Source organism: Bradyrhizobium betae (assembly GCF_008932115.1).
GTDB lineage: Bacteria > Pseudomonadota > Alphaproteobacteria > Rhizobiales > Xanthobacteraceae > Bradyrhizobium > Bradyrhizobium betae.
Genome location: NZ_CP044543.1, coordinates 2,362,501 through 2,389,408, shown reverse-complemented (window position 1 = coordinate 2,389,408; position 26,908 = coordinate 2,362,501). Strand labels below are relative to the sequence as shown.

The following is a 26,908-nucleotide window of genomic DNA, read 5'->3' as shown; positions in this document are numbered from 1 at the left end:
ATGAAGCACATCTCGATCTGGCACAACGGGACGACACGGGGAGGGCTTGCGACGGCATGCCTCGCCCTGGCGCTATCCTGTTCCACGGCTTCGCTCTGCCTGGCCCAGTCGTCGCGCGCCGATCAGAAGAGTCTGGACGCGCTGCTCGACAGTGCCGATCGGTCGATGAAGCAATCCGCCGACAGCCTGAAGGACAAGAACGCGGACGACAGCGTCGGCCAGCAGTCCAAGGCCATCCGGGACATGGAGAAATATCTCTATCCCGATCCGAACGATCCATCGGCCCAGCGCGAGGGATCTCAGGATACTCAGGGCCGGCAGGAGCAATTGAAGAAGCGGCTCGAGGCCCTCAAGAAGAAGCTCGCCGAGATGGGCCTGCAGCAGGATGGTCAGAAGGGCCAGCGCGGGCAGAAGCAGCCGGGGCAGCAGGGCCAACAAGGACAGCAGGGTCAGGACGGCGACCAGGATGGCGATGACGGCTTCGACGCTGCCGAGAACGCCATGGGCGACGCCGGCAATCAGATCGGCGAGGGCGATTCCGACGGCGCGGCGACATCGCAGGGCAAGGCCATCGACGCCCTGCGCAAGGGCATGCAGGATCTGGCCGACTCGATGGGCGGGCAGCAACAGGGCGAAGGCCAGGAGCCGGGCGACGGCGAGGGCCCCGGCCAGGCTGTCGGACGCCAGCAGGGTAACGGCGAACGGACCGACCCGTTGGGCCGGCCGCTCCGCGGCAAGGAATATAGCGACGACTACACGGTCAAGATTCCCGGCGAGATCGACGCCCAGCGCGCCCGCCGCATCCTCGAAGAGCTCCGCCGCCGCCTGAGCGATCCCGCCCGTCCGCAGATCGAGCTCGATTATCTCGAGCGCTTGCTGAAGGACTTCTGACGCTACATCCGGTGTCATCGCCCGATTTAATCGGGCCATCCAGTATTCCAGAGACGACTGTGATTGAACCGAGAAGCCACAGCGTACTGGATGCCCCGGTCAAGCCGGGGCATGACAGCGGAATGCAGGGCACACAGTCCCGCCGCTAGCCCCTCTTCGCCGCCAGCGCGTCCGCCACCGCGGTGCGGATGTCCGCGACCGAGAACGGTTTCGTCACGACGTCATGCACCAGCGCGTTCAGGTTCGAGGCGCGCTCGCGCTGATCGGCAAATCCGGTCATCAGCAAAATGGTCAGATCCGGGAAATCGCGCGCGACGGAGAGGGCGAGTGCGATGCCGTCCATCACCGGCATCTGGATGTCGGTGAGCAGGAGATCGAACGCGCCGTCCTCGCGGGTCAGGATCTCCAGCGCCTCGGCGCCGTCCTGCGCGGTGACGGTCTGGTGGCCGTCCATGGCGATGGCGCGCGCCACCAGCTGGCGCATCGAATCCTCGTCGTCGGCGATCAAGACTTTCGGCATCAGACCAACCCTTGGGACGCGCCTTCCCGTGCGGGACCCTGCGTCGCTGATTATACGCTGCCGCCGGAAATGTCGCGCCGGTTGAAGAAGCGAACGTCGATATTGCGGCCCTCCGGCGGCGGCGAGGCGAGGCGCGACCGGAAGAAAGCGCGCTCGCCGGGCTGCAGCACGGTCTGCTCCAGCACGGTATTCCAGGCGTAGATTTCGGCGCCCTGCGCGTCGCGCACCGCAAAGCGCAAGCGCGGGATATCGAGCGGCTTCTTGCCCTGGCCGACGATGACGCCCTCGATCACCAATACCTGTTTACCCTCCACGGTCTCGCTGGAGAGCTTGACGTCCCTGAAGGCCAGCCCGCGCAGGTTCACCTCAAAGCCGACCATCTTGTAGAAAGCCGCCGTCTGCGGCAGCAGCCGCACCATGTCGCCGCGCCAGATCACCAGCGCCAGCACCAGCGCGCCCATGGCGGCGCAGGCGGCCGGCAGGCCGAAATAGGATTTTCGCGGAGCCGTGGTGGCGAACGGGCGGCTGACCCGCGCGCCGCGACGGGGGAACAGGCTACGGAACCAGGATTGGTGCTGCGCGCCGGCGACGTCTTCCTCGGCGGCACGGGCGGCCGCTGACCACTCGTCCTCGATCTCCTTGGCATCCTCGGCCGGCCAGTCGCTGGCGATCGATGGGCTGTCGACAACAGGCGTATCGGCGGCGCCGTCGTCCTCGGCGTAGGAGTTCCACTCTGCGGCGAGGTCGGACTGGTCGTTGCCCCGGCTGGCGGCGGCCATGGCCGGGACGGAGGCCTCCTCGATGGCATCCTCTGCATAGGCGACCCAGGTCTCCTTGCAGCGGGAGCAACGGACCGTCCGGCCGTTCGCCCCGAGGCTTCCAAGCTTGATGGCGTAGGATGTCGTACAATGGGGGCAGACGATATGCATGGACACGAGCCTTGATGCACGGACAGGTCTTGACGATGCCCCGGTCCGGGAGAGCCGGGCACCCCAAATGCTACAGGCCGACCGTTAACGAACCGGAAACCATAACGGCCGCACAACCCCTTGATCGCGTGTGGCGGAGCGTCGCGGCGCGGCTGTCGCCACCTCTCGAACGGAGCTGAACTTGGTTCGGTTCGAAAATGTCGGATTGCGTTACGGTCTGGGGCCGGAGATCCTGCGCGACCTCAATTTCCAGATCCCGGCGCATTCGTTCCAATTCCTCACCGGCCCGTCCGGCGCCGGCAAGACGTCATTGCTGCGCCTGTTGTTTCTGTCGCACCGGCCGACGCGGGGCCTCGTCAATCTGTTCGGCCACGACGTCTCGCAACTCGGCAAGGACGAGATCGCGGATTTGCGCAAGCGCATCGGCATCGTGCTTCAGGATTTCCGCCTGCTCGACCACATGACGACGTATGAGAACGTGGCCCTGCCGTTCCGCGTCATGGGCCGCAGCGAGTCGAGCTACCGCAAGGAGGTCATCGACCTCCTGAAATGGGTCGGGCTTGGCGAGCGCATGGACGCGTTGCCGCCGATCCTGTCCGGCGGCGAGAAGCAGCGTGCCGCGATCGCGCGCGCTGTGATCTCGCGGCCGCAGCTCCTGCTCGCGGACGAGCCGACCGGCAGCGTCGATCCGACGCTCGGGCGCCGCCTGCTGCGGCTCTTCATCGAGCTCAACAAGTCCGGCACGGCCGTCATCATCGCCACCCACGACATTGCCCTGATGGACCAGTACGAGGCGCGTCGCTTCGTGCTGCATCAGGGGCGGCTGCACGTCTATGAGTAGGACCGATGAGCGCGGCGTGCTGGTCGACCTCGGACAAGAGCGTCCGCAGCTTCCGGCCAGGGCGCGCAACATGTCGCCGATCGTGCCGCGCGCCTCGATCCAGGGCCGCGCGCTGGTCGCCGTCGTCGCCATCATGACGTTCCTGGCGTCGATGACCACGGGCACGGTGCTGCTGGTCAGCGCCTCCGCCGCCGAATGGCAGTCGGATGTCGCGAGCGAAATCACCATCCAGGTCCGCCCGCAGACCGGCCGCGATCTCGATCGCGACACCGCGGCGGTGACCGAGGCGATGCGCGCACAAGCCGGCATCGTCGAAGTCAAACCGTTTACCAAGGACGAGAGCGGCAAGCTGCTCGAGCCCTGGCTCGGCACCGGATTGTCGATGGACGATCTGCCGGTGCCGCGCCTGATCATCGCGCGCGTGCAGCCGGGCACGGCGCTCGATCTCGGCGCCTTGCGCGCCCGCGTGACCCAGGCGGCCCCAAGCGCCAGCGTCGACGATCACCGCGCCTGGATCGAACGAATGCGCTCGATGACCAACGCCACGGTGCTCGCGGGTCTCGGCATTCTCGCGCTCGTCATCGTCGCCACCATCATCTCGGTCTCGTTCGCGACTCGCGGCGCCATGGCGGCGAACCGCCCGATCGTCGAGGTGCTGCATTTCGTCGGCGCCGGCGACCGTTACATCGCCAATCGCTTCCTTCGCCATTTCCTCAGGCTCGGCCTGGAAGGCGGCGTGATCGGCGGCGGCGCCGCCATGCTGGTGTTCGGCTTCTCCGAGTCGATCGCCGGCTGGTTTTCCGGAACCCCCGTGGGCGACCAGTTCGCCGCGCTGCTCGGCACCTTCTCGCTGCGGCCGTCCGGCTATGCCGTGCTCGCGGTGCAGGCGGTGCTGATCGGCGCCATCACGGCCGTCGCCTCGCGCCAGACGCTGTTCGCGACGCTGAATGATGTGGATTGAGTGCAGTTTTCTTCCTTCTCCCCTTGTGGGAGAAGGTGGCGCGGAGCGCCGGATGAGGGGGTCTCTCCGCGTACTCAGTGCAAGATCATTCGCGGAGAGAACCCCTCACCCGTCTCGCCGCTTAGCGGCGAGCCACCCTCTCCCACAAGGGGAGAGGGTGAAGAAACCGGACTCCACTTCGCCTCAAAACGTCCTAAAATCATCCGGGGAAGGGATCACCGACATCACATGACCTCGCCGACCGACGATCGATCGCCGAAATTGCCGCGCGGCTGGCTGCGCGCGGCATTGGTATCGACGATCGCGCTCGTCTTCGTCGGCGCGGCGGCGGGGTTCGTCGCGTTCCTGTCGCAATTGCGCGGCGCCGAGATCGCGCCGGACCGCAAGGCGGACGGCATCGTGGTGCTGACCGGCGGCTCTTCGCGGGTGTCGGATGCGATGGAGCTGCTGGCGGCCGGCTACGGCAAGCGACTGCTGATTTCGGGCGTGCATCCGACCTCGACGGCAAGCGACATCTCGCGGACGTTGCCGGAGAACCAGTCCTTCATGCATTGCTGCGTCGATCTCGATCGCACCGCGGTCTCGACCCGCGGCAACGCGGCCGAGGCGCGGCGTTGGGCCGAGGGGCGCGGCTTCAAATCGCTGATCGTGGTCACCTCGAACTACCACATGCCGCGCGCGCTGGTGGAATTCTCGCACGCGATGCCAGAGGCGACACTGATCCCGTTCGCGGTGGTCGGGGACAAATGGCGCGAGGAGCCGTGGTGGACCTCGGCCTCGACGCTGCGGCTGCTGATGTCCGAATATGTCAAGTACATCGCGGCCGAGCTCAGGGTGAGGCTGGAGGATTTCGGGATTGACCTTTCGCCCGAGATGTCGGAGCAGCCTCCCGGGCTGCAGCAGAAGCGGCCCGCCACCGCACAGGCCAATTGACCGGTAATTGATCGGCAAATTAATCGGCAAATTATTCGGAGCGTCGATGTTCTTGATTTTCCTGCGCTCGCTCGTGTTCAACGTGCTGTTCTACACCGTGCTGGTGTGCCTCGCGATCGTGGCGCTGCCGACCTTCGCATTGCCGCCGCGCGCCATGCTGACGGTCGCGAAATGGTGGGCGCAGGCGACGCTGTTCCTGATGCGGGTGGTCTGCAACATCAAGGTGGAATTCCGCGGGCAGGAGAAGATCCCGCAGGGACCACTGGTGATCGTGGCCAAGCATCAATCGTTCTGGGAGACCTTCGTGCTGCCGGGCTTCTTCAATCGCCCGATCTTCATCCTCAAGCGCCAGCTCATGCAAATCCCGGTGTTCGGGCAGTTCCTGGTCAAGACCGGGATGATCGCGATCGACCGCAAGGCCGGCGTGAAGGCGCTGCTGGACATGACGCGCCGTGCGCGCGATGCGGTGCGCGGCGGCGGGCAGCTCGTGATCTTTCCGGAAGGCACGCGCCGCGCGCCGGGCGCTCCGCCCGACTACAAGACCGGCTTCGCGCAGATCTATTCGTCCTGCGGCGTGCAGTGCCTGCCGATCGCGCTCAATTCCGGCCTGTTCTGGCCGCGCCGCACCTTCATGCGCTATCCCGGCACGCTGGTGGTGGAGTTCCTCGATCCGCTGCCATCGGGCCTGCCGAAGGACGAGTTTCTCTTCCGCGTGCAAACCGCTATCGAAGACGCGACCGGCCGCCTCGTCGAAGCGGGCCGCAAGGAGCAGGAGCAGCTCATCGGCGCCTCGCCGAGCTACGCGCCGTCGGAGAGCTAGCGGCTTTCTCGATCCTCCGCGGGAGCCGGAGCGTGCGGGGAATGCGCCTCGCCATGCAGCATCAATGCGAGCTGATGCAATTGCGTATCGCGAAAACCTTCGGCCTCGATCGCCTTCACCGTCGCGGTGACATAATCGCGGTTGGCGCCGGACTGGCCGTGGCCCTGGAGCACGTGGCGATGCTGATCGGCGAGCGACAGGCGGCCGGCATACTGCGTATGGCCGCGGTCGACGACATAGACGAGCGCGGAAACGCGCTGCCGCGCGTCGCCCTCCAGCCACACCGAGCGCATCACTTCGCGATAGACCGAGGTGACCTGCTCGCGCGCGCGCAGATAGGCGACGACGTCGGTGCGGTTCTTTTCGGCGACGCGGAAGGCGATGCCGCGGCAGGCACCGCCGCGGTCGAGCCCCAGCACCAGCCCCGGCTTTTCCGGCGTGCCGCGATGCACGAAGGAATAGACACAGAGCGCGCGATGCTCGCCGACCAGCCGCGCCGGGACGCGTTCCGTAAATTCGAAGCCCGGCCGCCACATCAGGGAGCCGTAGCCGAACACCCAGAGGTCGCCCTTGGCTGTGGTGACGGAGGGGAGGGTGATTTCCGACATTTCGGGCACGGCTACCAGAACCGCGCCCCCAAGCGAAGCGAATTCTCCGCCTTTCGGCGCAAGCCAACCTCGCTTACATTTGCCATCATCTGGGGTCAAAGGGTCGCCGCATGTCCGATATGACCGTTGCCGCAGGCCGGCGCTCCCGTTGGGGCCTTTTCATCGCACCCGTTCTCCTCCTGATCCTCGCGGTCGCGTGGAGCTGCTTCTGGTTCTATGCCGCCTCGCAGGCCGAGGTGGCGGCAGATGCCTGGCGCGCGCAGGAGGCCAAAGCCGGCCGCATCTATGATTGCGCCAAGCGGTCGATCGCGGGCTTCCCGTTCCGCTTCGAGGTCCAGTGCTCGGGCGCCAGCGTCGCCCTGGTGTCGCAGAATGCGAGCAAGACGCCGTTCACGGCCAGGCTCGACAACATCCTGGTCGTCGCCCAGGTCTACGATCCCAAGCTCGTCATCGCCGAATTCTCCGCGCCGGCGACGCTGACCGACGGCGTCACGCAAAACACCTTCGTGATGAACTGGAGCAAGGGCCGCAGCAGCGTGGTCGGCCTGCCGGCAATCCCGGACCGCGCCTCCATCGTGTTCGACGATCCCAGCCTCAACCGTCTCGACGGCAGCGTGCAGGTACCGCTCGCGCGCGCCAAGCAGGTCGAATTGCACGGACGTCTCGCCGACGGATCGCCGGCCGATCATCCCGTGATCGAGACCGTGGCCCATATCGCGCAGGGTAGCATCCAGGGTGTTCATCCCTTGCTGGCCGAGCCGTTCGAAGCCGACACGCGCGCGAAGATCACCGGCCTCTCCGACCTCACGCCAAAGCCCTGGCCGCAGCGCTTCCGCGAGATCCAGGCCGCCGGCGGCCATATCGAGATCGTGCAGTCGCGGATCCAGCAGGGCGAGATGATCGCGGTCGCGGCTGGCACGCTCGGACTCTCGGCCAATGGCCGACTCGACGGCGAGCTGCAGATGACGGTGACGGGCCTCGAGCGCGTGATCCCGGCGCTCGGTATCGAGAAGATGCTGGAAGAGGGCGTGCCGCAGGCAACGCTCGACCGCGTCGCGCCCGGCGTGAAGTCGCAGGACCTCAACAATCTCTTTGGCGCGCTCGACCGCGCGGTGCCTGGTCTCGGCAAGCTCATCAAGCAGAACGCCAATGCCGGACTTGCCGCCGGCATCAATTCGATCGGCACCGAAAGCACGCTGGAAGGCAAGAAGGCCCGCAGCTTCCCGCTGAAATTCGTCGACGGCGCCGTGCTGCTCGGCCCGGTCAAGGTCGGCCAGATCCCGCCGTTGTATTAGGTTCTCCATCGTTCGCGCGAAGAACCCTCGTCACGATCTCTTCGCTGGATCGTGATTGCACGCCGGGAATGCGGAGCCGCAAGGTCCGCTCTCTCTCCATGTCGGCCGCACGATGATGCGGTTCGCCCAGGCAGGAGAGATATCATGACCAAGTCGAAACTGTTCGTTGCCGCCATTGCGGTCTCGTCCGCGCTCGCAACGCCCGCGTTCGCGCAGTGGCAATGGCAGTCGCAGGAGCCGGCCGCCTACGCCTCGATGTATCCGAACGGCGATCGCAGCCTTGCGAGCCCGGCAACGCGGGACACGATGGCGTCCGTGCCCGCACCGAAATCACCGCGCCCCACGGTGATGCGCGCGACCAAGGGCAAATAAATGCCGTCCACCACTTGCACGTCGCGTCGTTGGGCTCGGTCATGCCCCGGCCGGGCCCAATGCGCGCGACCTCGGACAATGGCGACAATCGCACGTGCGGATCGGCGATCTCGTGAAATTATTCCGAGCATGACCGTCAGGAAAACGTGATGCGGAAGATGCAGCCCGCCGAGAATAATCGCAGCCGGCCCCCAATCACTCCACACCAGGGAAGCATGCAGGCGCCGCAGCCGGCGCGGGTTTCCCAAGTGGAGGGAGGTCTACGTGCGGATCATCAATTGCGGACTGATGCTCGGAATGCTCGCTGCCTGTTCAGGAGAGGCGCGTGCCGACGACAATGTCGGAGCCGAAATCCAGTCGCTGAAGGCGAAGCTGAAAGAACTGCAGCAGCGCGTGGACCAGGAGGCACGCAAGAAGCGGCAGGTTGAAGCGCAGACGAGGTCAATCCAGCTGCCGGCAAGCTACAAGACGCTCGCCGCCGATCCATGCGCGGCTGGCAAGGTCTGCTACAAGGGCGTCACGCTGACATTCGGCGGCTGGGTCGATCTCACCGGCATCTACCGCTCGCGCAATCTCGCGTCCGACACCGGCTCGGTCTACAACTTCATCCCCTATCAGCAGAGCCGCAACTTCAACATTCCGGAAACGCGCTTCTCCGCGCGCCAGAGCAGGTTCTCGGTGCTGGCGGAAGGCAACGCCGATGCCGACACGCATCTGGCCGGCTACGGCGAGATCGACTTCGAAGGCGCGGCGCAGACGGCGAGCTCGGTTGCAACCAACTCGTTCAATCCGCGCATGCGGCAGCTCAGCCTGGAGGTCGATCGCAGCGATCTCGGTCTAAATTTCCTCGCCGGACAATCCTGGTCGCTGAACGCGCCGACCAGGTCCGGCATCGATCCTCGCGGCGTCGACGCGCCCGGCGTAATCGATTTCGAATCCGTTCCGGGATTTCTGGCCGCGCGGCAGCCGGGCTTGCGCGTCTGGCAGGACATCGGACCCGAGTTCAAGCTCGCCGCGTCCGTCGAGAATGCACAGACCGCGTTCTTCGGCGGCAACGTGCCCTCCGTCGGCACCCCCGCCGCCGGACCGCAGGGCGTGCTCAACCCGAATTTGCAGGTCAATTTGACCGGGCCGGGCGGCAGCTTCTTCAACAACCTCAACAATGTCAGCTTGAACCAGGTGCCTGACGTCACGGTGAAGGCGGCGTGGGACCCTCGGCTCGGGCCTTACAAGCTGCATGTCGAGGCCTGGGCGCTCTATCGCCAGCTGTTCGACCGCTTCAACAACGCCAATCACACCTACGACACCGGAAGTTTCGGCGGCCACATCTACGCCGAGCTGATTCCGAAAACGCTCGACCTTCAGCTCTATGGCTCGCGCGGCGTGCTCGGCCGCTTCACGGCGACGCCATTCCCGGACGCGGCGGTCGCACAGGACGGCACCATCCTGCCGCTGACGATCACGGCGGCGGCGGTCGGCCTGATCTGGCATGCGACGCCGAGCCTCGAGGTCTACAGCTACGCAGGTCTCGAAAAAGCCAAGGCCAATTTCGCCAATGTCGGCACGGTGCCGTTCGGCTATGGCAATCCGCTCTACAACAACACCGGCTGCGGCATCGAGAGCTCGCCGGCCGCGACGTGCAACGGCAACACAAGGGAGGTCCGCCAGATCACGGCGGGGATATACGACACCATCTACCAGGGCAATTACGGCACGCTGAAAGCCGGCGTGCAGTATTCCTACACGCAGCGGTTCGCTTTCGCCGGCGTCGGTGGCGCGCCGAAGACCGACGACAACGTCGTCATGACGCAGATCCGCTACTATCCGTTCTAGCGATGAAGCCGCTACGGCTTCTTGCCGAGCTGCCCATGCTGGCGGCCGAAATCCGCCGCGGCCGAATCCTGGCCGATCTCGACGATGCCGCGGCGGATGGCGCGGGTGCGGGTGAAGTGGTCGAACAGCGCCTCGCCGTCGCCGCGGCGGATGGCGCGGGTGAGCTTTGCCAGATCCTCGGTGAAGGTGCCGAGCATCTCCAGCACGGCCTCCTTGTTGGCGAGGAAGACGTCGCGCCACATCGTCGGATCGGAGGCCGCGATGCGGGTGAAGTCGCGAAAGCCGCCGGCGGAGAACTTGATGACCTCGGACTCCGTCACCTGCGCCAATTCGTCGGCAGTGCCGACGATGGTGTAGGCGATCAGATGCGGCAAATGGCTGGTGATCGCGAGCACGAGATCATGATGATCCGGGCCCATCACCTCGACCTTGGCGCCCATCGCGGCCCAGAATGCACGCAGGCGATCGGTGGCCGCCGGATCGACGCCTTCCGGCGGCGTCAGGATGCACCAGCGGTTGATGAAGAGCTCGGCGAAGCCGGAATCCGGCCCCGAATGCTCGGTGCCCGCGACGGGGTGGGCCGGCACGAAATGAACGCTCTTCGGCAGATGCGGCGCCATATCCCTGACGATCGCTCCCTTGACCGAGCCGACGTCGGAGACGATCGCGCCCGGCTTGAGATAATCAGCGATCTCCTGCGCCACCGGCCCGCAGGCACCGACGGGAATGCAGAGGATGACGAGATCGGCGTCCTTCACGGCCTCCGCATTGGTCGCCACGACCTGGTCGACGATGCCGAGCTCCAGCACCCGCGCGCGCGTCTTCTCCGAGCGCGCGGTGGTGACGATCTCGCCGGCCAGCCCCTGGAGCTTCGCAGCGCGCGCGATCGAGCCGCCGATCAGGCCGAAGCCGATCAGCGCGACGCGCTGGAAGTGCGGCTGGACGCTCATTTGCCGGCCATGAAGTCGCGCAGGCCTTCGACGACGAGACGATTGGCCTCTTCGGTGCCGATGGTCATGCGCAGCGCATGATGCAGGCCGTAATTCTTCAGCCCGCGCAGCACGAGGCCGCGCCTGGTGAGATAGGCGTCGGCCGCGTCCGAGGTCTTGCCCGTTTCCGGGAAGTGGATCAGCACGAAGTTCGCAACGCCCGGCGTCACCTTCAGCCCGAGCTTGGTGATCTCCTCGGCCAGCCAATTGCGCCAGGTCTCGGTGAACTGCTTCGACATCGCCTGGTGCGCGGTGTCCTCGATCGCGGCAACGGCGGCGTACATCGCCGGGGTCGACACGTTGAACGGACCGCGGATGCGGTTGACGGCGTCGATGATGTGCTCCGGGCCGAACATCCAGCCGATTCGCAGCGCCGCGAGGCCGTGGATCTTGGAGAAAGTGTGCGTCACCACGGTGTTCTCGGTGGTGGCGACGAGCTCGATCCCCATCTCGTAATCGTTGCGCGAGACGTAGTCGGAATAGGCGGCGTCCAGTACCAGCAGCACGTGCGACGGCAGGCCGGCGCGCAGGCGCTTGACCTCGTCGAACGGAATATAGGTCCCGGTCGGATTGTTGGGGTTGGCGAGCCAGACCAGCTTTGTCTTCGGCGTCACCGCCTTGAGGATGGCGTCGACGTCGGTGGTGAGGTTCTTCTCGGCGGCAACGACGTTTTTAGCACCGACCGCCATGGTCGCGATCGGATAGACCAGGAAGCCGTGCGTGGTGGAGATCGCCTCGTCTCCATGGCTGAGATAGGTGTGGGCGAGCAGGTTCAGGATCTCGTCCGAACCGGCGCCGCAGATGATGCGGTTGGGATCGAGGCCGAAGCTGCGGCCGATCGCTTCGCGCAGCACGCGCGAGGTGCCTTCCGGATAATCTTCCAGATGATCCGCCACGCTCTTGAAGGCCTCGATCGCCTTCGGCGAGGGCCCGAACGGCGTCTCGTTGGCCGAAAGCTTGAACACCTTGCGGCCCGGCTCGGCGACCGGGCTCTTGCCGGGCGTGTAGGGCGCAATATCGAGAATGCCGGGATTCGGCACGGGGCGGGACATCTTCAACTCCGGAATGGCAGGCTAGGTTCGCGATTTACGATTTCGGCCCGGTCGGGGGCACCGTATAGCGCGTTGCGTGGCTGCCGACGAGGGCCGTGGAGCGCACCGAGGCCCCCGCTTCGATCAGGGCAGCCTTGATTTTGTCGATGCTGGTTGCGCTGGTGACCGAGACCAGCAGCGCCGCGCCGTCGAAGGCGGTATCGGGCACCGCCACGATCTCGGCGAGCGGCGACAGTGCGCGCGCGACGTCGGCGTTCCACCCGGACACGCGCACACTGAAGGTCTCGACCTCCGTCACCAGGGCGCTGTCGGCGACGCGCGAGATGGCGAACACCGGCAGCGCGGCCGGATGGTCGGCGCGCTCGACGAAGGGCAGCTGCGCGATGATCTTTGGCGCGCCCGCTGCTTCCAGCTCCAGCCACCACGGCGTGCGGCTCGAGGTCGCCGAGACCAGCGCCAGATCGCCCTTGGATTTCGCCACCGCCTCGACCGCCGCCTGCGCGCTGAAATGCGCGACGTAGGGCACCGTGAAGCCGAAATGGAATCGCGCGGAATCGCGCATGGCGGGCTCGCTCACCGAGATGTCGGCATGCACGGAGAACGGCGCCTGGACATAGGTGAAGGTCGAGATGATGACGCGCCAGATGCTCTCGACCGTGTCGAGCGGCAGGATGCCGCGATGACGCTGCACGAGGTCACGCATCATCGCGGCCTCGCGCGCGGGGCGGAATGCCGAGCCGACCTCCTGGGTCTGCTTCACCTGGATCAGGCGGTCGATGATGTCGCCGCGCTGCATCAGCAGGCGGTGCATGCCCTCGTCGATCGCGTCGATCTCCTTGCGCAATTCCTGGAGCGATGGTGGCGCGGGCGGACGTTGGGACATATCTGGCAAGGGAATGTTGAGAGGCGTTCCAATGCGGGCCGGCCAGGTCGATTGGCAAGGTCGGGCCCGCTGCTGTCGAGGTTCTGATTAGGCAGTCGGAGCGGCGAAAGCAAAGAGAAATGCAAAGGGAAATTGGCCCTGCTCTGCCGCCCGGTGAGGGACTATTTTGGTTAATCCGGACCCCGACTTGACGAAAACCGCCCAAGACAGTAGTTTTTGCCTGTTCCGTGGTCATTTGAGCCGGCCGGCTTGCAGCCACGTTAAAAAACTCGCTAAACAGGCCGGGGACGCTTCCGATCCCGGCCGAACCTATCGTTCAGGCCGGGTTTTTCATGGCCTGAATCCAGCGCCGGCTTGGCAACCGGTCGCAAACGAGGTCGATGATGGTTGGCGTCAAGTCGATTCCGAGTCCCGCGATCAGTGCCGACGACCGGTCGCATGAGGTGGATCATCCGAGTTCGCAGGTTGCGCAGTTCGGCGCGGACCAGCCACTGCGGCTCGACTGCGGCGTCGATCTCACCCCGTTCCAGATCGCCTATCAGACCTATGGCGAGCTCAACGCCGACCGTTCCAACGCGGTTCTGATCTGCCATGCGTTGACCGGCGACCAGCACGTCGCCAATTTGCATCCCGTCACCGGCAAGCCGGGCTGGTGGGAAACCCTGGTCGGCCCGGGCCGGCCGCTCGATCCCAACCGCTACTTCATCATCTGCTCCAACGTGATCGGCGGTTGCATGGGCTCGACCGGGCCGGCCTCGATCAATCCCGGGACCGGCAAGGTATGGGGCCTTGATTTCCCCGTCATCACCATTCCCGACATGGTGCGCGCGCAGGCGATGCTGATCGACCGGCTCGGCATCGATACGCTGTTCGCCGTCGTCGGCGGCTCGATGGGCGGCATGCAGGTGCTGCAATGGACCGCGGCCTATCCCAGGCGCGTGTACTCCGCGCTGGCGATCGCCTGCGCGACGCGGCACTCGGCGCAGAACATCGCCTTCCACGAGCTCGGCCGCCAGGCCGTGATGGCCGATCCCGACTGGCACAATGGCAGCTACGCCGATCACGGCATCCATCCGCATCGCGGGCTCGCGGTGGCGCGCATGGCCGCGCACATCACCTATCTCTCGGACGCTGCGCTGCATCGCAAGTTCGGCCGGCGCATGCAGGACCGCGAGCTGCCGACCTTCTCGTTCGATGCCGACTTCCAGGTCGAGAGCTATCTTCGCTACCAGGGCTCGTCCTTCGTCGAGCGCTTCGACGCCAATTCCTATCTCTATCTGACGCGCGCGATGGACTATTTCGACATCGCCGGCGACCATGGCGGCGTGCTGGCGAAGGCGTTCGCCGGCATCGAGACCCGCTTCTGCGTCGTCTCCTTCACCAGCGACTGGCTGTTCCCGACCTCGGAATCGCGCGCGCTGGTGCATGCGCTGAATGCGTCGAGCGCGCGAGTGTCGTTCGCCGAGATCGAAACCGATCGCGGCCATGACGCCTTCCTGCTCGACGTGCCCGAATTCCTCGACATCTCCCGCGCCTTCCTGCAATCGGCCGGCAAGGCGCGCGGGCTCACCAGCAAGGAGGGCTAGCGATGTCCGTACAGGAAGTGCTGCCGCTGGACGGCCTCGCCAAGGAGCAATCCGGCCAGTTTCGCGCCGACCATCTGCTGGTCGCCGGGATGGTCAAGCCGGGCTCGAAAGTGCTCGATGTCGGCTGCGGCGAGGGCGACCTGCTCCAGCTGCTGGAGACCCGCGGCATCGACGGTCGCGGCATCGAATTGTCGCGCGAGGGCGTCAACCGCTGCGTCGCCAAGGGTCTTGCGGTGGTGCAGGGCGATGCCGACACCGACCTCGTCAACTATCCCGACGACGCTTTCGACTACGTGATCCTGTCGCAGACGCTGCAGGCGACACGGCAGCCGAAGGTGGTACTGGAGAATCTGCTGCGCATCGGTCGCCGTGCCATCGTCTCGTTCCCGAATTTCGGCTTCTGGCGGATGCGGCTCCAGCTGCTGGTCGGCGGCCACATGCCGCGCACCGAAAATCTGCCGGCAAGCTGGTACGACACCGCCAACATTCATTTCTGCACCATCAAGGATTTCGTCGAGCTCTGCGACGCGATCGGCGTCAAGATGGAGCGCGCCGAGGCGCTCGATCTCTACGGCCGCCCGCTGCGGCTGCGGATGCCGTGGTGGGTGTGGAACCTGTTCGGCGAGCAGGGCGTGTTCCTGCTGACGCGCGGGCAGGGGAAGTAGTTTCTCGTCATTCCGGGGCGATGCGAAGCATCGAGCTCGGAATCCATCGGCCCACAGCGTTTGCGGTCCGATGGATTCCGGGCCTGCGCCTTCGGCGCATCCCGGAATGACAGCTAATGCCCCGCGAGCGACCTTGGATCGCGCACCGGCCAGCGCCCGGCTTCCACCAGCGTCACGAACCGCTCCACGCTCTCGTTGAACAGCGCGGGCTCTTCCAGGTTGAGCACGTGGCCCGACTTCGGAAACATCGCGAGCCCCGCCGCGGGCAGATGCTTCTTTAGAAACAAGCTTGCCCCGACGCAGGGATCGTCCTCGTCACCGCAGATGATCAGAGCGGATGTGGACGCCTTCTTGATTGCGTCGGTCATCGTAAAGATCGACGGACGGCCGCCCTGGAAACCGCGCATCGTGTTCGCCGAACCCTTCGCGTCGTGCCGCGCCAGCGCGGCGTAGAAATCGGCGTGGCCTCGCGGGTCTTTGACCAGGAAGGGAATCCGGCTCGGCGCCTCCCGCGTCACCTTGGCAACCTCGGCGGAGCCGAGCGTCTCGAACTGTTCGGCATTGGCGCGGCATTGCCTGCGCCACGCGTCGAGAGTCTCGAGCTCCGAGCCGGAGCCGACGCCGGCGAGCGTCATCGACAGCGCGCGCTGCGGTGCGTTCAATCCGATCTGGAGCGACGAATAGGCGCCCATCGAGAGACCGACGAGATGCGCGCGCTCGATCCCGAGATGATCGAGCACGGCGAGCGCGTCGGTGTAGAAATGCTGATAGCTGTAGACCTCGCCTTCAGGCACATCCGACGGCGTGTAGCCGCGTGCCGAATAGGTGATGCAACGATGGCCGCGCGAGAAGTAACGCATCTGCGGCTCCCAATTGGTGTAGTCGGCCGCGAACTCGTGCAGAAAAATAATCGGCGTTCCCTGACCCGCCTCTTCGAAATAGATGCGGATATCGTCCCTGGTCGTGGCGTGGGGCATTAACTGTTTCCCTCTCTTGAAGCCGTGATCCGAGGATCGCAGTTAATGCTGTTGTCCGCAACGCGGCAGCGTCGACACAAAATCATCGCAGCTATTCGCTGCCGCCGCGTCTTTTTCTCGCCACATCGGGCGGCTTAACGGCCAGACGGATGTCGGCCGTGCACGGGCCGATCGGGAACTGGGGGTGTCAACGAAGGATGAAGAATGTTCGAGTTGTTTGCGTCTCGCCTGTCGCGTTGTGTTGTCGCGCTGGCGTTCTTCTTCGCGGCGGTCGCCGCGTTTTCCTCTCCGGCCTCGGCACGGCCGCATCATCGTCATAGCGCGGAGCGGCACGCTCACGTGCATCACGCCAGATATCATCATTATCGCCACCATGCCCGCAGCTCGCGCTTCGAGCGAAGCGCAGCGCAGATGCAGGCGAGCGGCTTCGCGGACACCCAGGCCAGCTACAATCCGAACGCCAACAGCGGCGGCATGGCCAACAGCGGCATGGCTGCAAGCGCTGGCTTCGGCGGTGGATCGGGTCTCGTGTCCGAGGCTCGGCGTTATGTCGGCGGCAATCCGACCGGGCGCGGCAGCCTGTGGTGCGCGCGCTTCATGAACATGGTGCTCGAGAAGACCGGCCACCATGGCACCGGATCGGACATGGCGAATTCGTTCGCGCGTTACGGCACCCGTGTCTCCGGCCCGCAGGTCGGCGCCATCGCGGTGATGTCGCGCGGCCGCCGCGGCGGTCATGTTGGCATCATCACCGGCGTCGATGCGCAGGGAAATCCGATCATGATCTCCGGCAACAACGGTAACCGTGTCCGCGAGGCGCCGGTCTCGCGTGGCCGGATCTATGCGTATGTGATGCCGAACTGACGTTGCAGGCAAGTAGGGTGGGTTAGCTCGCGGCCGCGCGAAGCGCGATCCGCGGGCGTAACCCACCTCTTCTGCTTTCGCGTCGACAGACGTGGTGGGTTACGCCGAGCAGATGCGCTTTGCGCATCTGCAGGGCTAACCCACCCTACCGCAGCTCAAACCAATCTCGGCTCTTCCACCGCCACTGCATCCCCCAAGCCAATCTCGCCATCGGCGATCACCTCGGCATAGATGCCGCAATCCATATGACCGAGATTGCGCGAGAGCGTCGGCGGAATCTCGAGATCGCGCACGGCGGTCTCGGGGTCGACGTTGACGGCCAGGCAGCGGACGATGCGCTTGACCACCTTCAGCCGGGCCTGGCCGATCGCGAGCGTCTGGCCGACGAGGTCGAGCTCGGACCAGGCCGGCCAGCCTTTCACGTAGAGATTGCCGCGGAAGCGCAGCGGATGCACGGCGGCGCCGAGCATGGTCTCGATGGCGCGAACGCTGCCGATATTGATGATGGACACGACCTTGCGGGCGACGTCGGAAAAACTGTGGTCGCGTCCTGACAGGATCTTTGGCGGTCCCTTCAGCTCCGGCTGAAAATTCTCGCGGAAGTAATCCTCGAGGGCGGCGCGCCCGGCGGAGGTCTCCAGATCGCCGCTGGCGACGATCTGGCCGTCCTTCCGGATGGTCAGGCGGTTGGTGGCGTCCTCGAACCGGCTGTCGAGGGACGCCAGCCGCTCATTGCGCGCCAGCATCAGGAACTGGATCTTCGGCTTCCATTGGGGCTGTTCGGGATCGAACCCGCTCGGGCCGTTCTCGATGGCGTAGCGGCGGTCGGCGGGCAGGGTCTGGCCGGCCCGCAACGGGACGCGGGGTAAAGGCTCCGGCGTCAGCCCCTTGATCGGGTAGCGGTAAAGGCCGGTGATTTCGGCGGTCTGGCTGGCTGTCATGACGCTACTTAGGGGATTCGCCCCGGTGGCGCCAAGCACGCGAATCCGCGCACGAAATTGTGAACTCGCCTCTTCCGATCCGCGGCCACGCTTCCCACATTTGGGTCAGGCCGACGCCAGCGCCGGCTGATAACGACCACTGCCGGTTGACCAGCGTCAACATGGCCGGCGGAAACCCAATGAAGATGCCGTTTGGAGTGCCTGAGTGGGCTCCATGGGCAGGCCGAGGGAAAGAAAAGATATGAATATCGACAAATATACCGAACGCTCCAGGGGCTTCGTCCAGTCCGCGCAATCGCTTGCGGTGCGCGAGGGGCATCAGCAGTTTTCGACGCTGCACGTCCTCAAGGTGCTGCTGGACGACAATGAGGGGCTGGCTGCGGGTCTGATCGACCGCGCCGGTGGCAATTCCCGCGCAATTCTCAAGGCGACCGAGGACGCCCTCGCCAAGGTGCCGAAAGTCTCCGGCGGCGGTGCCGGCCAGATTTACCTCGCGCCTGAGCTCGCCCGTACCTTCGACGCCGCCGAAAAGGCCGGCGAGAAGGCCGGCGACAGCTTTGTCACCGTCGAGCGGCTGTTGCTCGGCCTGACGCTGGAGAAGACCAGTGAGGCCGGCGTAATCCTCAGCAAGGGTGGCGTCACCCCGCAAAACCTCAATGCGGCGATCGAAGCGCTGCGCAAGGGCCGCACTGCGGACTCGGCAACGGCCGAGAACGCCTATGACGCGCTGAAGAAATATGCTCGCGACCTGACCCAGGCTGCGCGCGACGGCAAGCTCGATCCGGTCATCGGCCGCGACGAGGAGATCCGCCGTACGATTCAGGTGCTTTCGCGCCGGACCAAGAACAATCCCGTCCTGATCGGCGAGCCCGGCGTCGGCAAGACCGCGATCGTCGAAGGGCTCGCGTTGCGAATCCTGAATGGCGACGTGCCTGAAGGCCTGAAGGACAAGAAGCTGCTGTCGCTCGACATGGGCTCGCTGATCGCGGGCGCCAAATATCGCGGCGAGTTCGAGGAGCGTTTGAAAGCCGTTCTGCAGGAAGTCACCTCGGCCGAGGGCTCGATCATCCTGTTCATCGACGAGATGCATACGCTGATCGGCGCGGGTAAGGGCGACGGCGCAATGGACGCGTCCAATCTGCTGAAGCCCGCGCTGGCGCGCGGCGAACTGCATTGCATCGGTGCGACGACACTGGATGAGTACCGCAAGCACGTCGAAAAGGACGCCGCGCTGGCGCGCCGGTTCCAGCCGATCTTCGTGCCGGAGCCGACGGTCGAGGACACCATTTCGATCCTGCGCGGCCTGAAGGACAAGTACGAGCAGCACCACGGCGTGCGCATCACCGATTCCGCCTTGGTCGCCGCGACCACGCTGTCGAACCGCTACATCACCGACCGCTTCCTGCCGGACAAGGCCATCGATCTGATGGACGAGGCGGCAGCGCGGCTGAAGATGCAGGTCGATTCCAAGCCGGAAGAGCTCGATTCGATGGATCGGGAGATCATCCGGCTGAAGATCGAACAGGAAGCCTTGAAGAAGGAGAGCGATGCCGGTTCGAAGAGCCGCCTGCAGACGCTGGAGAAGGAGCTTGCCGAGCTCGAGGAAAAGTCGGCCGCGCTGACGGCGCGCTGGAGCGCGGAAAAGAACAAGCTGTCCGACGCCCAGAAGCTGAAGGCAGAGCTCGACGGTCTGCGGGTCGATCTCGCCGACGCGCAGCGCCGCGGCGAATTCCAGAAGGCCGGCGAACTGGCTTATGGCCGGATTCCGCAGCTCGAGAAGCAGCTTGCGGATATCGAGGCCAAGGAGAACTCCGGCGAGATGATGGAGGAGGCTGTCACTGCCAACCACATCGCGCAGGTGGTCTCGCGCTGGACCGGCGTGCCCGTCGACAAGATGCTGGAGGGCGAGAAGGAGAAGCTTCTCAAGATGGAGGGGCAGCTCGGACAGCGCGTCGTCGGCCAGGCCGAGGCCGTGCGTGCGGTCGCGACCGCCGTGCGCCGCTCGCGGGCAGGCCTGCAGGACCCGAACCGTCCGATGGGCTCGTTCATGTTCCTGGGGCCCACGGGTGTCGGCAAGACCGAGCTGACCAAGGCGCTCGCGGAATACCTCTTCAACGACGAGACCGCGATGGTTCGCCTCGACATGTCCGAGTACATGGAGAAGCATTCGGTCTCGCGGCTGATCGGCGCGCCTCCGGGCTATGTCGGTTACGACGAGGGCGGTGCGCTCACCGAAGCGGTGCGACGCCGGCCCTATCAGGTCGTGCTGTTCGACGAAATCGAGAAGGCGCATCCTGATGTGTTCAACGTCCTGTTGCAGGTGCTCGACGACGGCCGACTGACCGACGGGCAGGGCCGTACCGTCGATTTCCGCAACACGCTGATCATCATGACCTCGAACCTCGGTTCGGAATTCCTGGTGAATCAACCGGAGGGCGAAGACACGTCGGCCGTGCGCGAGCACGTGATGGCAACGGTGCGGACGCATTTCAGGCCGGAGTTCCTGAACCGCGTCGACGAGATCATCCTGTTCCATCGCTTGCAGAAGAGCGAGATGGGCCGGATCGTCGAGATCCAGTTCAGCCGCCTCGAGCGGCTCCTGACCGATCGCAAGATCGTGCTGACGCTCGACGGCAAGGCGCGCGACTGGCTCGCCGAGAAGGGCTGGGATCCCGCCTACGGCGCACGGCCGCTCAAGCGCGTGGTCCAGCGCTACGTCCAGGATCCGCTCGCCGAGATGATCCTGGCGGGCGACATCAAGGACGGAGATGCGGTCGCGATCTCGTCCGAAGACAACGTGCTGACCTTCAACGGCACGGCCCCGCAGACCGCGGAAATCGCCCAGTTCGAGGCACCGGTGTCGAAGCGGAAGCTGAACTGAGCGGCTGCTGGCCGAAAACGACATAGGCCCCGGAGAGGTTTTCCTCTCCGGGGCCTATTCGTTCTGACGCGCTGTCTGTACGTGAAACCTACCGGTTCGTCACCTGCAACGGTCCGCCCGTCGCGTCCGACATCCTCGCGATGGCGCCGTTGCGGCCGCTCATCATGCCGTCGAGCCGGTCCCGCTCCTTCTCGAAGCCTGCCAGCACCGGACCTTCCAGCGAACGACCGCGCGGCAGCTTCACGCGCAGCGGATCGACGAAGCGGCCATTGACCAGGATTTCGTAGTGGACGTGCGGTCCGGTCGACGCGCCGGTGGAACCGACGAAGCCGATGACCTGGCCCTGCCGCACCTTTTTGCCGGGCTCCATGCCCTTGGCGAAAGCCGACATGTGGCCATAGGCGGTCTCGTAGCCGTTGGAATGCTTGATACGGATGTATTTGCCGTAGCCGCCCTCGGGGCCGATCTTCTCGATCGCGCCGTTGCCGGAGGCGAAGATCGGCGTGCCGTAAGAGGTGGCCCAGTCGACGCCGGTGTGCATCTTCACGTAGCCGAGGATCGGGTGGCGGCGGCCGCCGAAGCCGGAGCGCATGATGGCGTTGTTGACGGGCTTCCTGACCAGGAACTTCTTCGCGCTCTTGCCGGTCTCGTCATAGTAGTCGACGACTCCGTCGTCGGGGCTCTGGTAGCGGTAGTATTTCTTGGTTTCGCCGCCGATCGTGAGCGAGGCGAACAGCACGTCGTTCTTTTCGCTCGCAGTCACGCCTTCGTCCTCGCCGGCGTAGAACACGTCGAAGGAATCGCCGGGCTGCACCTTGCGCTGGAAATCGACGTCGTAGGAGTAGATCTTGATCATGTCCTCGATGACCGGCATCGGCACTTTGTTGCGCATCGCGGTCTCGTAGATGCTCTGGTAGAGCCGCACGCCGGTGCCGTCATCGTCGTCATCGTCGTCGCTGTTGGCGTTGGCCGCAGCGTCCGCGACGGTGTTCATGCTGGAGACGTCGACCGCGACGTATTTGCCGAGATCGGACAGCGCGGCGATCGCCTCGACCATGGTGTCGTTGGCGACGACGACGCGGTAGGGCTGCAGCCTCGCGCCGGGGCTTGCGGGCGCCATCAGGATGCGGAGCTTCTCGCCTTCCTTCAGGCCGCCGTCGCGGCCGCGGGGCCCCAGCGTCGCGGTGATCGCCTTGATTTCCTCGGCCGTCGCGCCGAGATCGCGCAGGACGGAACCGACGCTGTCGCCCTTCTTGACCATGTGGACGCGTTCACCGTTGGGATTACCGCCGGTGATCTGTTCCTTGGTCTTCGGCAGCAACGTGACGTTTTCCGGCACCACGCGCGTCTCGAAGCCGGCATAGGGATCGGACGGCGACACTTCGGTGGCATAGGCCATCTTGATGTCGGACCCGCTGATGTCGGACTTGCCGGTCGCGCCGGAAACGTCGGCGGCGGCATTGGCGAGCGAGGCGTAACGCACCCCGCCATTGCCGCGCCAGTTGGCGGCGTCGCGCACCCGCATCAGGATGTCGTCGAGCGCCACCACGGCGGAAATCTTCGCCTTCGGCAGCACCGGCGACAGGTCCTTGGTGACGAAGGAGACCTCGGCGTCGGGCTCGACGGCTTCCGGATTGTTCGGATCCTCCGACGCGGCCTTCGGATCGGAGCCGACGTCGGTGAGCAGACGTTGCGCGTTGAACGGCGGAATCTTCGCCGACAGATCGCTCGTCGTCATCGACAAATTGCCGGCGATCCGGATGAAGGGGCGCACGCGCATCACGTCGCGATTGCCGACCCGGGCGACCGTCGAGACGCGCACGATGTTGCGCGAGGCGGAGGATTCGTTCGGCGGCGGCAGGCGGTCGCTCTTGTGCAGCGTGGCGGCGCGATCGGCGGCGCCGAACGCGCCACGCAGCGCACCTTCGACGCGCTCCGGCACCTTGGCGAAGGTCATTTCGCCGTCCAGAGATGCGAAAACGGCGCCGCCGATCAGGGCTGCGCCGCAAAGTCCGGTCAGGATTGTGCCGCTGAACCATTGCACCGAAACGCGACGGCGATCGATGACGGCAGCTTCGGAACCGTCGACGGACAGCGGCGGCTCGTGGCCGAGATCGATGATCCCGGTCTCACGCCCGTAAGCGCCGCGTGACGTCCTGTGGTTCAACTGAAGTCCCCCAATCAACGACCCAAGGTGCCCGGTTTCGAACCTCGTCCTGGCCGCCCTCTTCAAGGGGGATTGCCGGAAAAGGCAAGCCGCACAGGCGCCCGCGCTCAGAAAGCCCCAGCTCGGGGCCGGCCGAAATTACGAACAGCTGGACGGAAAAAGCGCTCTCGATGTCTCTCGAATGTCTGAGGAAGGTCGCGTCATCCGTAAGATCGCCTTCCTCTGACCCCATGAAAACCGCGGCAGCCCCCACTGGCATTCCCGCGATTCAAGCTTGTCTCTTATCAGAACGCCGCGGGAATGTGGCTCAAGTACGGCGTCCGATATGGAAAAAGTTTCCTGAATGGCCGGGCGCTGGTGGCCCGTCCGGGGGGCGCCAAAAGCCCCCTCCGGTGCCCCCTGGCGAGCAAACTTTTTTTGAGATTTTTTGCCGAGCAACTTCGCCCCGCGAACCCTGACTCTCTCTAATCGACTGTAATCGCTTCATTTTTCGCGACGATCCACTGTGCGACGATTTGTTGACGATGGGCGTTGACAATCCCGGGCGGGGGGGCCTATAACCCGACCACTGAGCGCGGCGCCGCCGGGTCACTGACCAAGGCGAGCGGACGCGCCACTGATGCTCCTCACCTCGTTGAGTGCACAACAGCCGACACAAATCGGTTGGAGTTCATTCGTCGCCGGTAAGGGTGTCGGAACCCTTCCACTCCGGAGGGTTGGGGCCTCATGGTCCCGGGCTGTTTGACAAGTGAAGATGAAGAAAGAGAAACGTGGACGGCGGAGTCCTTGCGCCTCTCGGGTACTGAAGAGCTTCGGCTTTTGAGTTCTGAGAGGGGACGAAAGACTTCGGCGGTACACGTTTTCAAGGAAACACCATCGTTGCCCGCGATGTGAATCGCAGGCAGCAAGTCGATCTCGGTCGACAAATGGTGGGACCTCGTCAAACGTTGTGATCAGCCGGTTCAAAGTTCAAGTCCAACTTGAGAGTTTGATCCTGGCTCAGAGCGAACGCTGGCGGCAGGCTTAACACATGCAAGTCGAGCGGGCGTAGCAATACGTCAGCGGCAGACGGGTGAGTAACGCGTGGGAACATACCTTTTGGTTCGGAACAACACAGGGAAACTTGTGCTAATACCGGATAAGCCCTTACGGGGAAAGATTTATCGCCGAAAGATTGGCCCGCGTCTGATTAGCTAGTTGGTAGGGTAATGGCCTACCAAGGCGACGATCAGTAGCTGGTCTGAGAGGATGATCAGCCACATTGGGACTGAGACACGGCCCAAACTCCTACGGGAGGCAGCAGTGGGGAATATTGGACAATGGGGGCAACCCTGATCCAGCCATGCCGCGTGAGTGATGAAGGCCCTAGGGTTGTAAAGCTCTTTTGTGCGGGAAGATAATGACGGTACCGCAAGAATAAGCCCCGGCTAACTTCGTGCCAGCAGCCGCGGTAATACGAAGGGGGCTAGCGTTGCTCGGAATCACTGGGCGTAAAGGGTGCGTAGGCGGGTCTTTAAGTCAGGGGTGAAATCCTGGAGCTCAACTCCAGAACTGCCTTTGATACTGAAGATCTTGAGTTCGGGAGAGGTGAGTGGAACTGCGAGTGTAGAGGTGAAATTCGTAGATATTCGCAAGAACACCAGTGGCGAAGGCGGCTCACTGGCCCGATACTGACGCTGAGGCACGAAAGCGTGGGGAGCAAACAGGATTAGATACCCTGGTAGTCCACGCCGTAAACGATGAATGCCAGCCGTTAGTGGGTTTACTCACTAGTGGCGCAGCTAACGCTTTAAGCATTCCGCCTGGGGAGTACGGTCGCAAGATTAAAACTCAAAGGAATTGACGGGGGCCCGCACAAGCGGTGGAGCATGTGGTTTAATTCGACGCAACGCGCAGAACCTTACCAGCCCTTGACATGTCCAGGACCGGTCGCAGAGATGTGACCTTCTCTTCGGAGCCTGGAACACAGGTGCTGCATGGCTGTCGTCAGCTCGTGTCGTGAGATGTTGGGTTAAGTCCCGCAACGAGCGCAACCCCCGTCCTTAGTTGCTACCATTTAGTTGAGCACTCTAAGGAGACTGCCGGTGATAAGCCGCGAGGAAGGTGGGGATGACGTCAAGTCCTCATGGCCCTTACGGGCTGGGCTACACACGTGCTACAATGGCGGTGACAATGGGATGCTAAGGGGCGACCCTTCGCAAATCTCAAAAAGCCGTCTCAGTTCGGATTGGGCTCTGCAACTCGAGCCCATGAAGTTGGAATCGCTAGTAATCGTGGATCAGCACGCCACGGTGAATACGTTCCCGGGCCTTGTACACACCGCCCGTCACACCATGGGAGTTGGTTTTACCTGAAGGTAGTGCGCTAACCCGCAAGGGAGGCAGCTAACCACGGTAGGGTCAGCGACTGGGGTGAAGTCGTAACAAGGTAGCCGTAGGGGAACCTGCGGCTGGATCACCTCCTTTCTAAGGATGATCCTTCAGAGAGCTTCGGCTCACTATCGGATCGTTTTAGAAACATCAGTGGCCAACGGTCGTCAGGATCGTTGAGCTGCATTGGCGGGATTTCGCCGTCTACGTTTCTCTTTCTTCGCGGACGAACACGCGCTGGGGCTGCAACCTTGCAGATCCCTGGTCCTTGACTGGATATGCGTTAGGGGCTTGTAGCTCAGTTGGTTAGAGCGCGCGCTTGATAAGCGTGAGGTCGGAAGTTCAAGTCTTCCCAGGCCCACCACTTTCATCGAGTGAGCATTCGTCTTCTGGTTACGGGGCCATAGCTCAGCTGGGAGAGCGCGTGCTTTGCAAGCATGAGGTCGTCGGTTCGATCCCGTCTGGCTCCACCAGATGGTTTGATCGATCGACTGATCGTGCACCAAAATCGTCCGCGAAACATCACTTCGCACTTGTTAGTCCGGATGGACAGCAAGCTGCGTGATTTCTGACATCGTAAAGAGGAGATCGATCCGAGTTGGATCGTGCGGCAAGCAATTGCCACGCGAGACTTCATTATCTCCGGATCATTTCGGCGCTCGTGCGCCTTTCAGTGTAGCTCACAAGGCTGCATCTGGGAGATGCGTGAGTTGTAAATGATCCTTTTAGCGAAGCTTGACCGCCTCGCTATCGGAACGATCTTACGAAGCAAGCTGGTCTTTCTAATCATTGTCCGGCTGCAGATAGCGTTCATCGAGGGCGCGTGCCGCAAGGTAATTCTGCAGACAACATTCTGCCGAGTGTGTGGACATTGATAATGAGAGCAATCAAGTGCCTTAAGGGTGTTCGGTGGATGCCTTGGCGCTGAGAGGCGATGAAGGACGTGCTACGCTGCGATAAGCCGTGGGGAGCTGCGAAGAAGCTTTGATCCGCGGATTTCCGAATGGGGAAACCCACCTTCGATAGCCGGAACTCCAAGACCTCAGTCGAAAGACTGTGGTGTGGGGTTCGACCAGATAATGGAAGATGCCTGGACCTTTAGATTTCGATCGAAGAGGTTTTGGATTTCCGGTTATCAAGAGAAGGTATGAGACTTCTGAATACATAGGAGGTTTCAAGCAAACCCAGGGAACTGAAACATCTAAGTACCTGGAGGAAAGGACATCAACAGAGACTCCGTTAGTAGTGGCGAGCGAACGCGGACCAGGCCAGTGATACATCAAAGACAATCGGAACCAGTCAGGAAAGCTGGGCCTCAGAGGGTGATAGCCCCGTACGAGTAATGCGATGATGTATCCACGAGTAAGGCGGGACACGTGAAATCCTGTCTGAACGCGGGGGGACCACCCTCCAAGCCTAAGTACTCCTCAGCGACCGATAGTGAACCAGTACCGTGAGGGAAAGGTGAAAAGCACCCCGACGAGGGGAGTGAAATAGACCTGAAACCGGACACCTACAAACAGATGGAGCC

At 63.8% G+C, this 26,908-nt stretch carries 21 protein-coding genes, 2 tRNA genes, 2 rRNA genes and 1 riboswitch (1 of these 26 cut by a window edge); of the genes, 16 read left to right on the top strand and 9 right to left on the bottom strand.

Going from position 1 to position 26,908, the window contains the following annotated elements; genetic code table 11:
- On the top strand, positions 1–891 hold the full coding sequence (locus tag F8237_RS11395; protein ID WP_151644672.1) for a DUF4175 family protein: 891 nt from the start codon (positions 1–3) through the stop codon (positions 889–891).
- 145 nt (positions 892–1,036) lie between these two features.
- Here the strand turns inward: F8237_RS11395 and F8237_RS11390 are convergent, their stop codons facing one another.
- Together F8237_RS11390 and F8237_RS11385 are read right to left on the bottom strand one after the other, a co-directional pair.
- Positions 1,037–1,411 (bottom strand): response regulator, encoded by a 375-nt coding sequence (locus tag F8237_RS11390; RefSeq protein WP_151644670.1) that lies wholly within the window; start codon positions 1,409–1,411, stop codon positions 1,037–1,039.
- 50 nt (positions 1,412–1,461) lie between these two features.
- Positions 1,462–2,340, bottom strand: a complete 879-nt coding sequence (locus F8237_RS11385; RefSeq protein WP_151644669.1) for an MJ0042-type zinc finger domain-containing protein — start codon at positions 2,338–2,340, stop codon at positions 1,462–1,464.
- A 181-nt stretch (positions 2,341–2,521) separates the two neighbouring features.
- Between F8237_RS11385 and ftsE the strand changes: the two genes are divergently transcribed.
- From ftsE to F8237_RS11365, 4 genes are all read left to right on the top strand, one after another.
- Positions 2,522–3,181, top strand: coding sequence for a cell division ATP-binding protein FtsE (gene ftsE / locus F8237_RS11380; RefSeq protein ID WP_015688842.1), 660 nt, complete (start codon positions 2,522–2,524; stop codon positions 3,179–3,181).
- The gene (locus F8237_RS11375) at positions 3,174–4,142 is read left to right on the top strand and encodes a cell division protein FtsX (protein WP_151644667.1); all 969 of its coding nucleotides are present in this window, start codon (positions 3,174–3,176) and stop codon (positions 4,140–4,142) included. The genes ftsE and F8237_RS11375 overlap by 8 nt, the downstream gene beginning before the upstream one ends.
- 228 nt (positions 4,143–4,370) lie before the next feature.
- Entirely contained in the window at positions 4,371–5,075 is a 705-nt protein-coding gene (locus F8237_RS11370; protein WP_151644665.1) for a YdcF family protein, read from the top strand.
- Between the two features lie 46 nt (positions 5,076–5,121).
- Entirely contained in the window at positions 5,122–5,895 is a 774-nt protein-coding gene (locus F8237_RS11365; RefSeq protein WP_151644663.1) for a lysophospholipid acyltransferase family protein, read from the top strand.
- Here F8237_RS11365 and F8237_RS11360 read toward each other — a convergent pair.
- The gene (locus F8237_RS11360) at positions 5,892–6,503 is read right to left on the bottom strand and encodes a gamma-glutamylcyclotransferase (protein ID WP_162005995.1); all 612 of its coding nucleotides are present in this window, start codon (positions 6,501–6,503) and stop codon (positions 5,892–5,894) included. The two genes, F8237_RS11365 and F8237_RS11360, sit on opposite strands and share 4 nt — an antisense overlap.
- Before the next feature lie 110 nt (positions 6,504–6,613).
- On the opposite strand from F8237_RS11360, the gene F8237_RS11355 reads away from it, so the two are divergent.
- The 3 genes from F8237_RS11355 to F8237_RS11345 all read left to right on the top strand — a co-directional run bounded on the left by F8237_RS11355 (position 6,614) and on the right by F8237_RS11345 (position 10,003).
- Positions 6,614–7,798 (top strand): DUF2125 domain-containing protein, encoded by a 1,185-nt coding sequence (locus F8237_RS11355; RefSeq protein WP_151644659.1) that lies wholly within the window; start codon positions 6,614–6,616, stop codon positions 7,796–7,798.
- A gap of 144 nt (positions 7,799–7,942) precedes the next feature.
- A complete protein-coding gene (locus F8237_RS11350; protein WP_151644657.1) occupies positions 7,943–8,170 on the top strand; it encodes a hypothetical protein in 228 nt (75 codons plus the stop codon).
- A gap of 264 nt (positions 8,171–8,434) precedes the next feature.
- Positions 8,435–10,003 carry a hypothetical protein gene (locus F8237_RS11345; RefSeq protein WP_201280191.1) on the top strand — a complete coding sequence of 523 codons (1,569 nt, stop codon included), beginning with the start codon at positions 8,435–8,437 and terminating at the stop codon, positions 10,001–10,003.
- A gap of 11 nt (positions 10,004–10,014) precedes the next feature.
- Here F8237_RS11345 and F8237_RS11340 read toward each other — a convergent pair whose 3' ends face one another.
- The 3 genes from F8237_RS11340 to F8237_RS11330 are packed head-to-tail and all read right to left on the bottom strand — an operon-like array spanning position 10,015 to position 12,927.
- Positions 10,015–10,953, bottom strand: a complete 939-nt coding sequence (locus F8237_RS11340) for a prephenate/arogenate dehydrogenase family protein (RefSeq protein WP_151644655.1) — start codon at positions 10,951–10,953, stop codon at positions 10,015–10,017.
- Entirely contained in the window at positions 10,950–12,044 is a 1,095-nt protein-coding gene (hisC, locus tag F8237_RS11335; protein ID WP_151644653.1) for a histidinol-phosphate transaminase, read from the bottom strand. The genes F8237_RS11340 and hisC overlap by 4 nt, the downstream gene beginning before the upstream one ends.
- Before the next feature lie 34 nt (positions 12,045–12,078).
- On the bottom strand, positions 12,079–12,927 hold the full coding sequence (locus F8237_RS11330) for a chorismate mutase (protein WP_151644651.1): 849 nt from the start codon (positions 12,925–12,927) through the stop codon (positions 12,079–12,081).
- 217 nt (positions 12,928–13,144) lie between these two features.
- Positions 13,145–13,224: riboswitch (SAM riboswitch) on the top strand.
- 86 nt (positions 13,225–13,310) lie between these two features.
- Here F8237_RS11330 and metX point away from each other — a divergent pair.
- Positions 13,311–14,513, top strand: coding sequence for a homoserine O-acetyltransferase MetX (gene metX / locus F8237_RS11325; protein ID WP_151650520.1), 1,203 nt, complete (start codon positions 13,311–13,313; stop codon positions 14,511–14,513).
- A gap of 2 nt (positions 14,514–14,515) precedes the next feature.
- Positions 14,516–15,178 (top strand): methionine biosynthesis protein MetW, encoded by a 663-nt coding sequence (gene metW / locus F8237_RS11320; protein ID WP_151644649.1) that lies wholly within the window; start codon positions 14,516–14,518, stop codon positions 15,176–15,178.
- A gap of 113 nt (positions 15,179–15,291) precedes the next feature.
- Here metW and F8237_RS11315 read toward each other — a convergent pair whose 3' ends face one another.
- On the bottom strand, positions 15,292–16,155 hold the full coding sequence (locus F8237_RS11315) for an alpha/beta fold hydrolase (protein ID WP_151644647.1): 864 nt from the start codon (positions 16,153–16,155) through the stop codon (positions 15,292–15,294).
- A 204-nt stretch (positions 16,156–16,359) separates the two neighbouring features.
- On the opposite strand from F8237_RS11315, the gene F8237_RS11310 reads away from it, so the two are divergent.
- Entirely contained in the window at positions 16,360–17,019 is a 660-nt protein-coding gene (locus tag F8237_RS11310; RefSeq protein ID WP_151644646.1) for an NlpC/P60 family protein, read from the top strand.
- 155 nt (positions 17,020–17,174) lie between these two features.
- Here the strand turns inward: F8237_RS11310 and F8237_RS11305 are convergent, their stop codons facing one another.
- Complete coding sequence (locus F8237_RS11305) at positions 17,175–17,960, bottom strand: MOSC domain-containing protein (RefSeq protein ID WP_151644644.1); 786 nt, start codon at positions 17,958–17,960, stop codon at positions 17,175–17,177.
- Between the two features lie 241 nt (positions 17,961–18,201).
- Here F8237_RS11305 and clpB point away from each other — a divergent pair, with 241 nt between their 5' ends.
- On the top strand, positions 18,202–20,841 hold the full coding sequence (gene clpB, locus F8237_RS11300; RefSeq protein WP_151644642.1) for an ATP-dependent chaperone ClpB: 2,640 nt from the start codon (positions 18,202–18,204) through the stop codon (positions 20,839–20,841).
- Positions 20,842–20,929: 88 nt separating this feature from the next.
- Here clpB and F8237_RS11295 read toward each other — a convergent pair whose 3' ends face one another.
- Positions 20,930–23,008: a M23 family metallopeptidase gene (locus tag F8237_RS11295; RefSeq protein WP_151644640.1), complete on the bottom strand. Its 2,079-nt coding sequence runs from the start codon at positions 23,006–23,008 to the stop codon at positions 20,930–20,932.
- Between the two features lie 976 nt (positions 23,009–23,984).
- Between F8237_RS11295 and F8237_RS11290 the strand changes: the two genes are divergently transcribed.
- The 4 genes from F8237_RS11290 to F8237_RS11275 form a co-directional block, all read left to right on the top strand.
- A 16S ribosomal RNA gene (locus F8237_RS11290) occupies positions 23,985–25,473 on the top strand.
- 191 nt (positions 25,474–25,664) lie between these two features.
- Positions 25,665–25,741 (top strand) — tRNA-Ile (locus F8237_RS11285).
- Between the two features lie 33 nt (positions 25,742–25,774).
- Positions 25,775–25,850, top strand: a tRNA-Ala gene (locus F8237_RS11280).
- A 412-nt stretch (positions 25,851–26,262) separates the two neighbouring features.
- Positions 26,263–26,908: ribosomal RNA gene (locus F8237_RS11275) — 23S ribosomal RNA — on the top strand (it continues 2,228 nt past the right edge of the window).
- Together the 16S and 23S rRNA genes with 2 tRNA genes alongside form the textbook arrangement of a ribosomal RNA operon.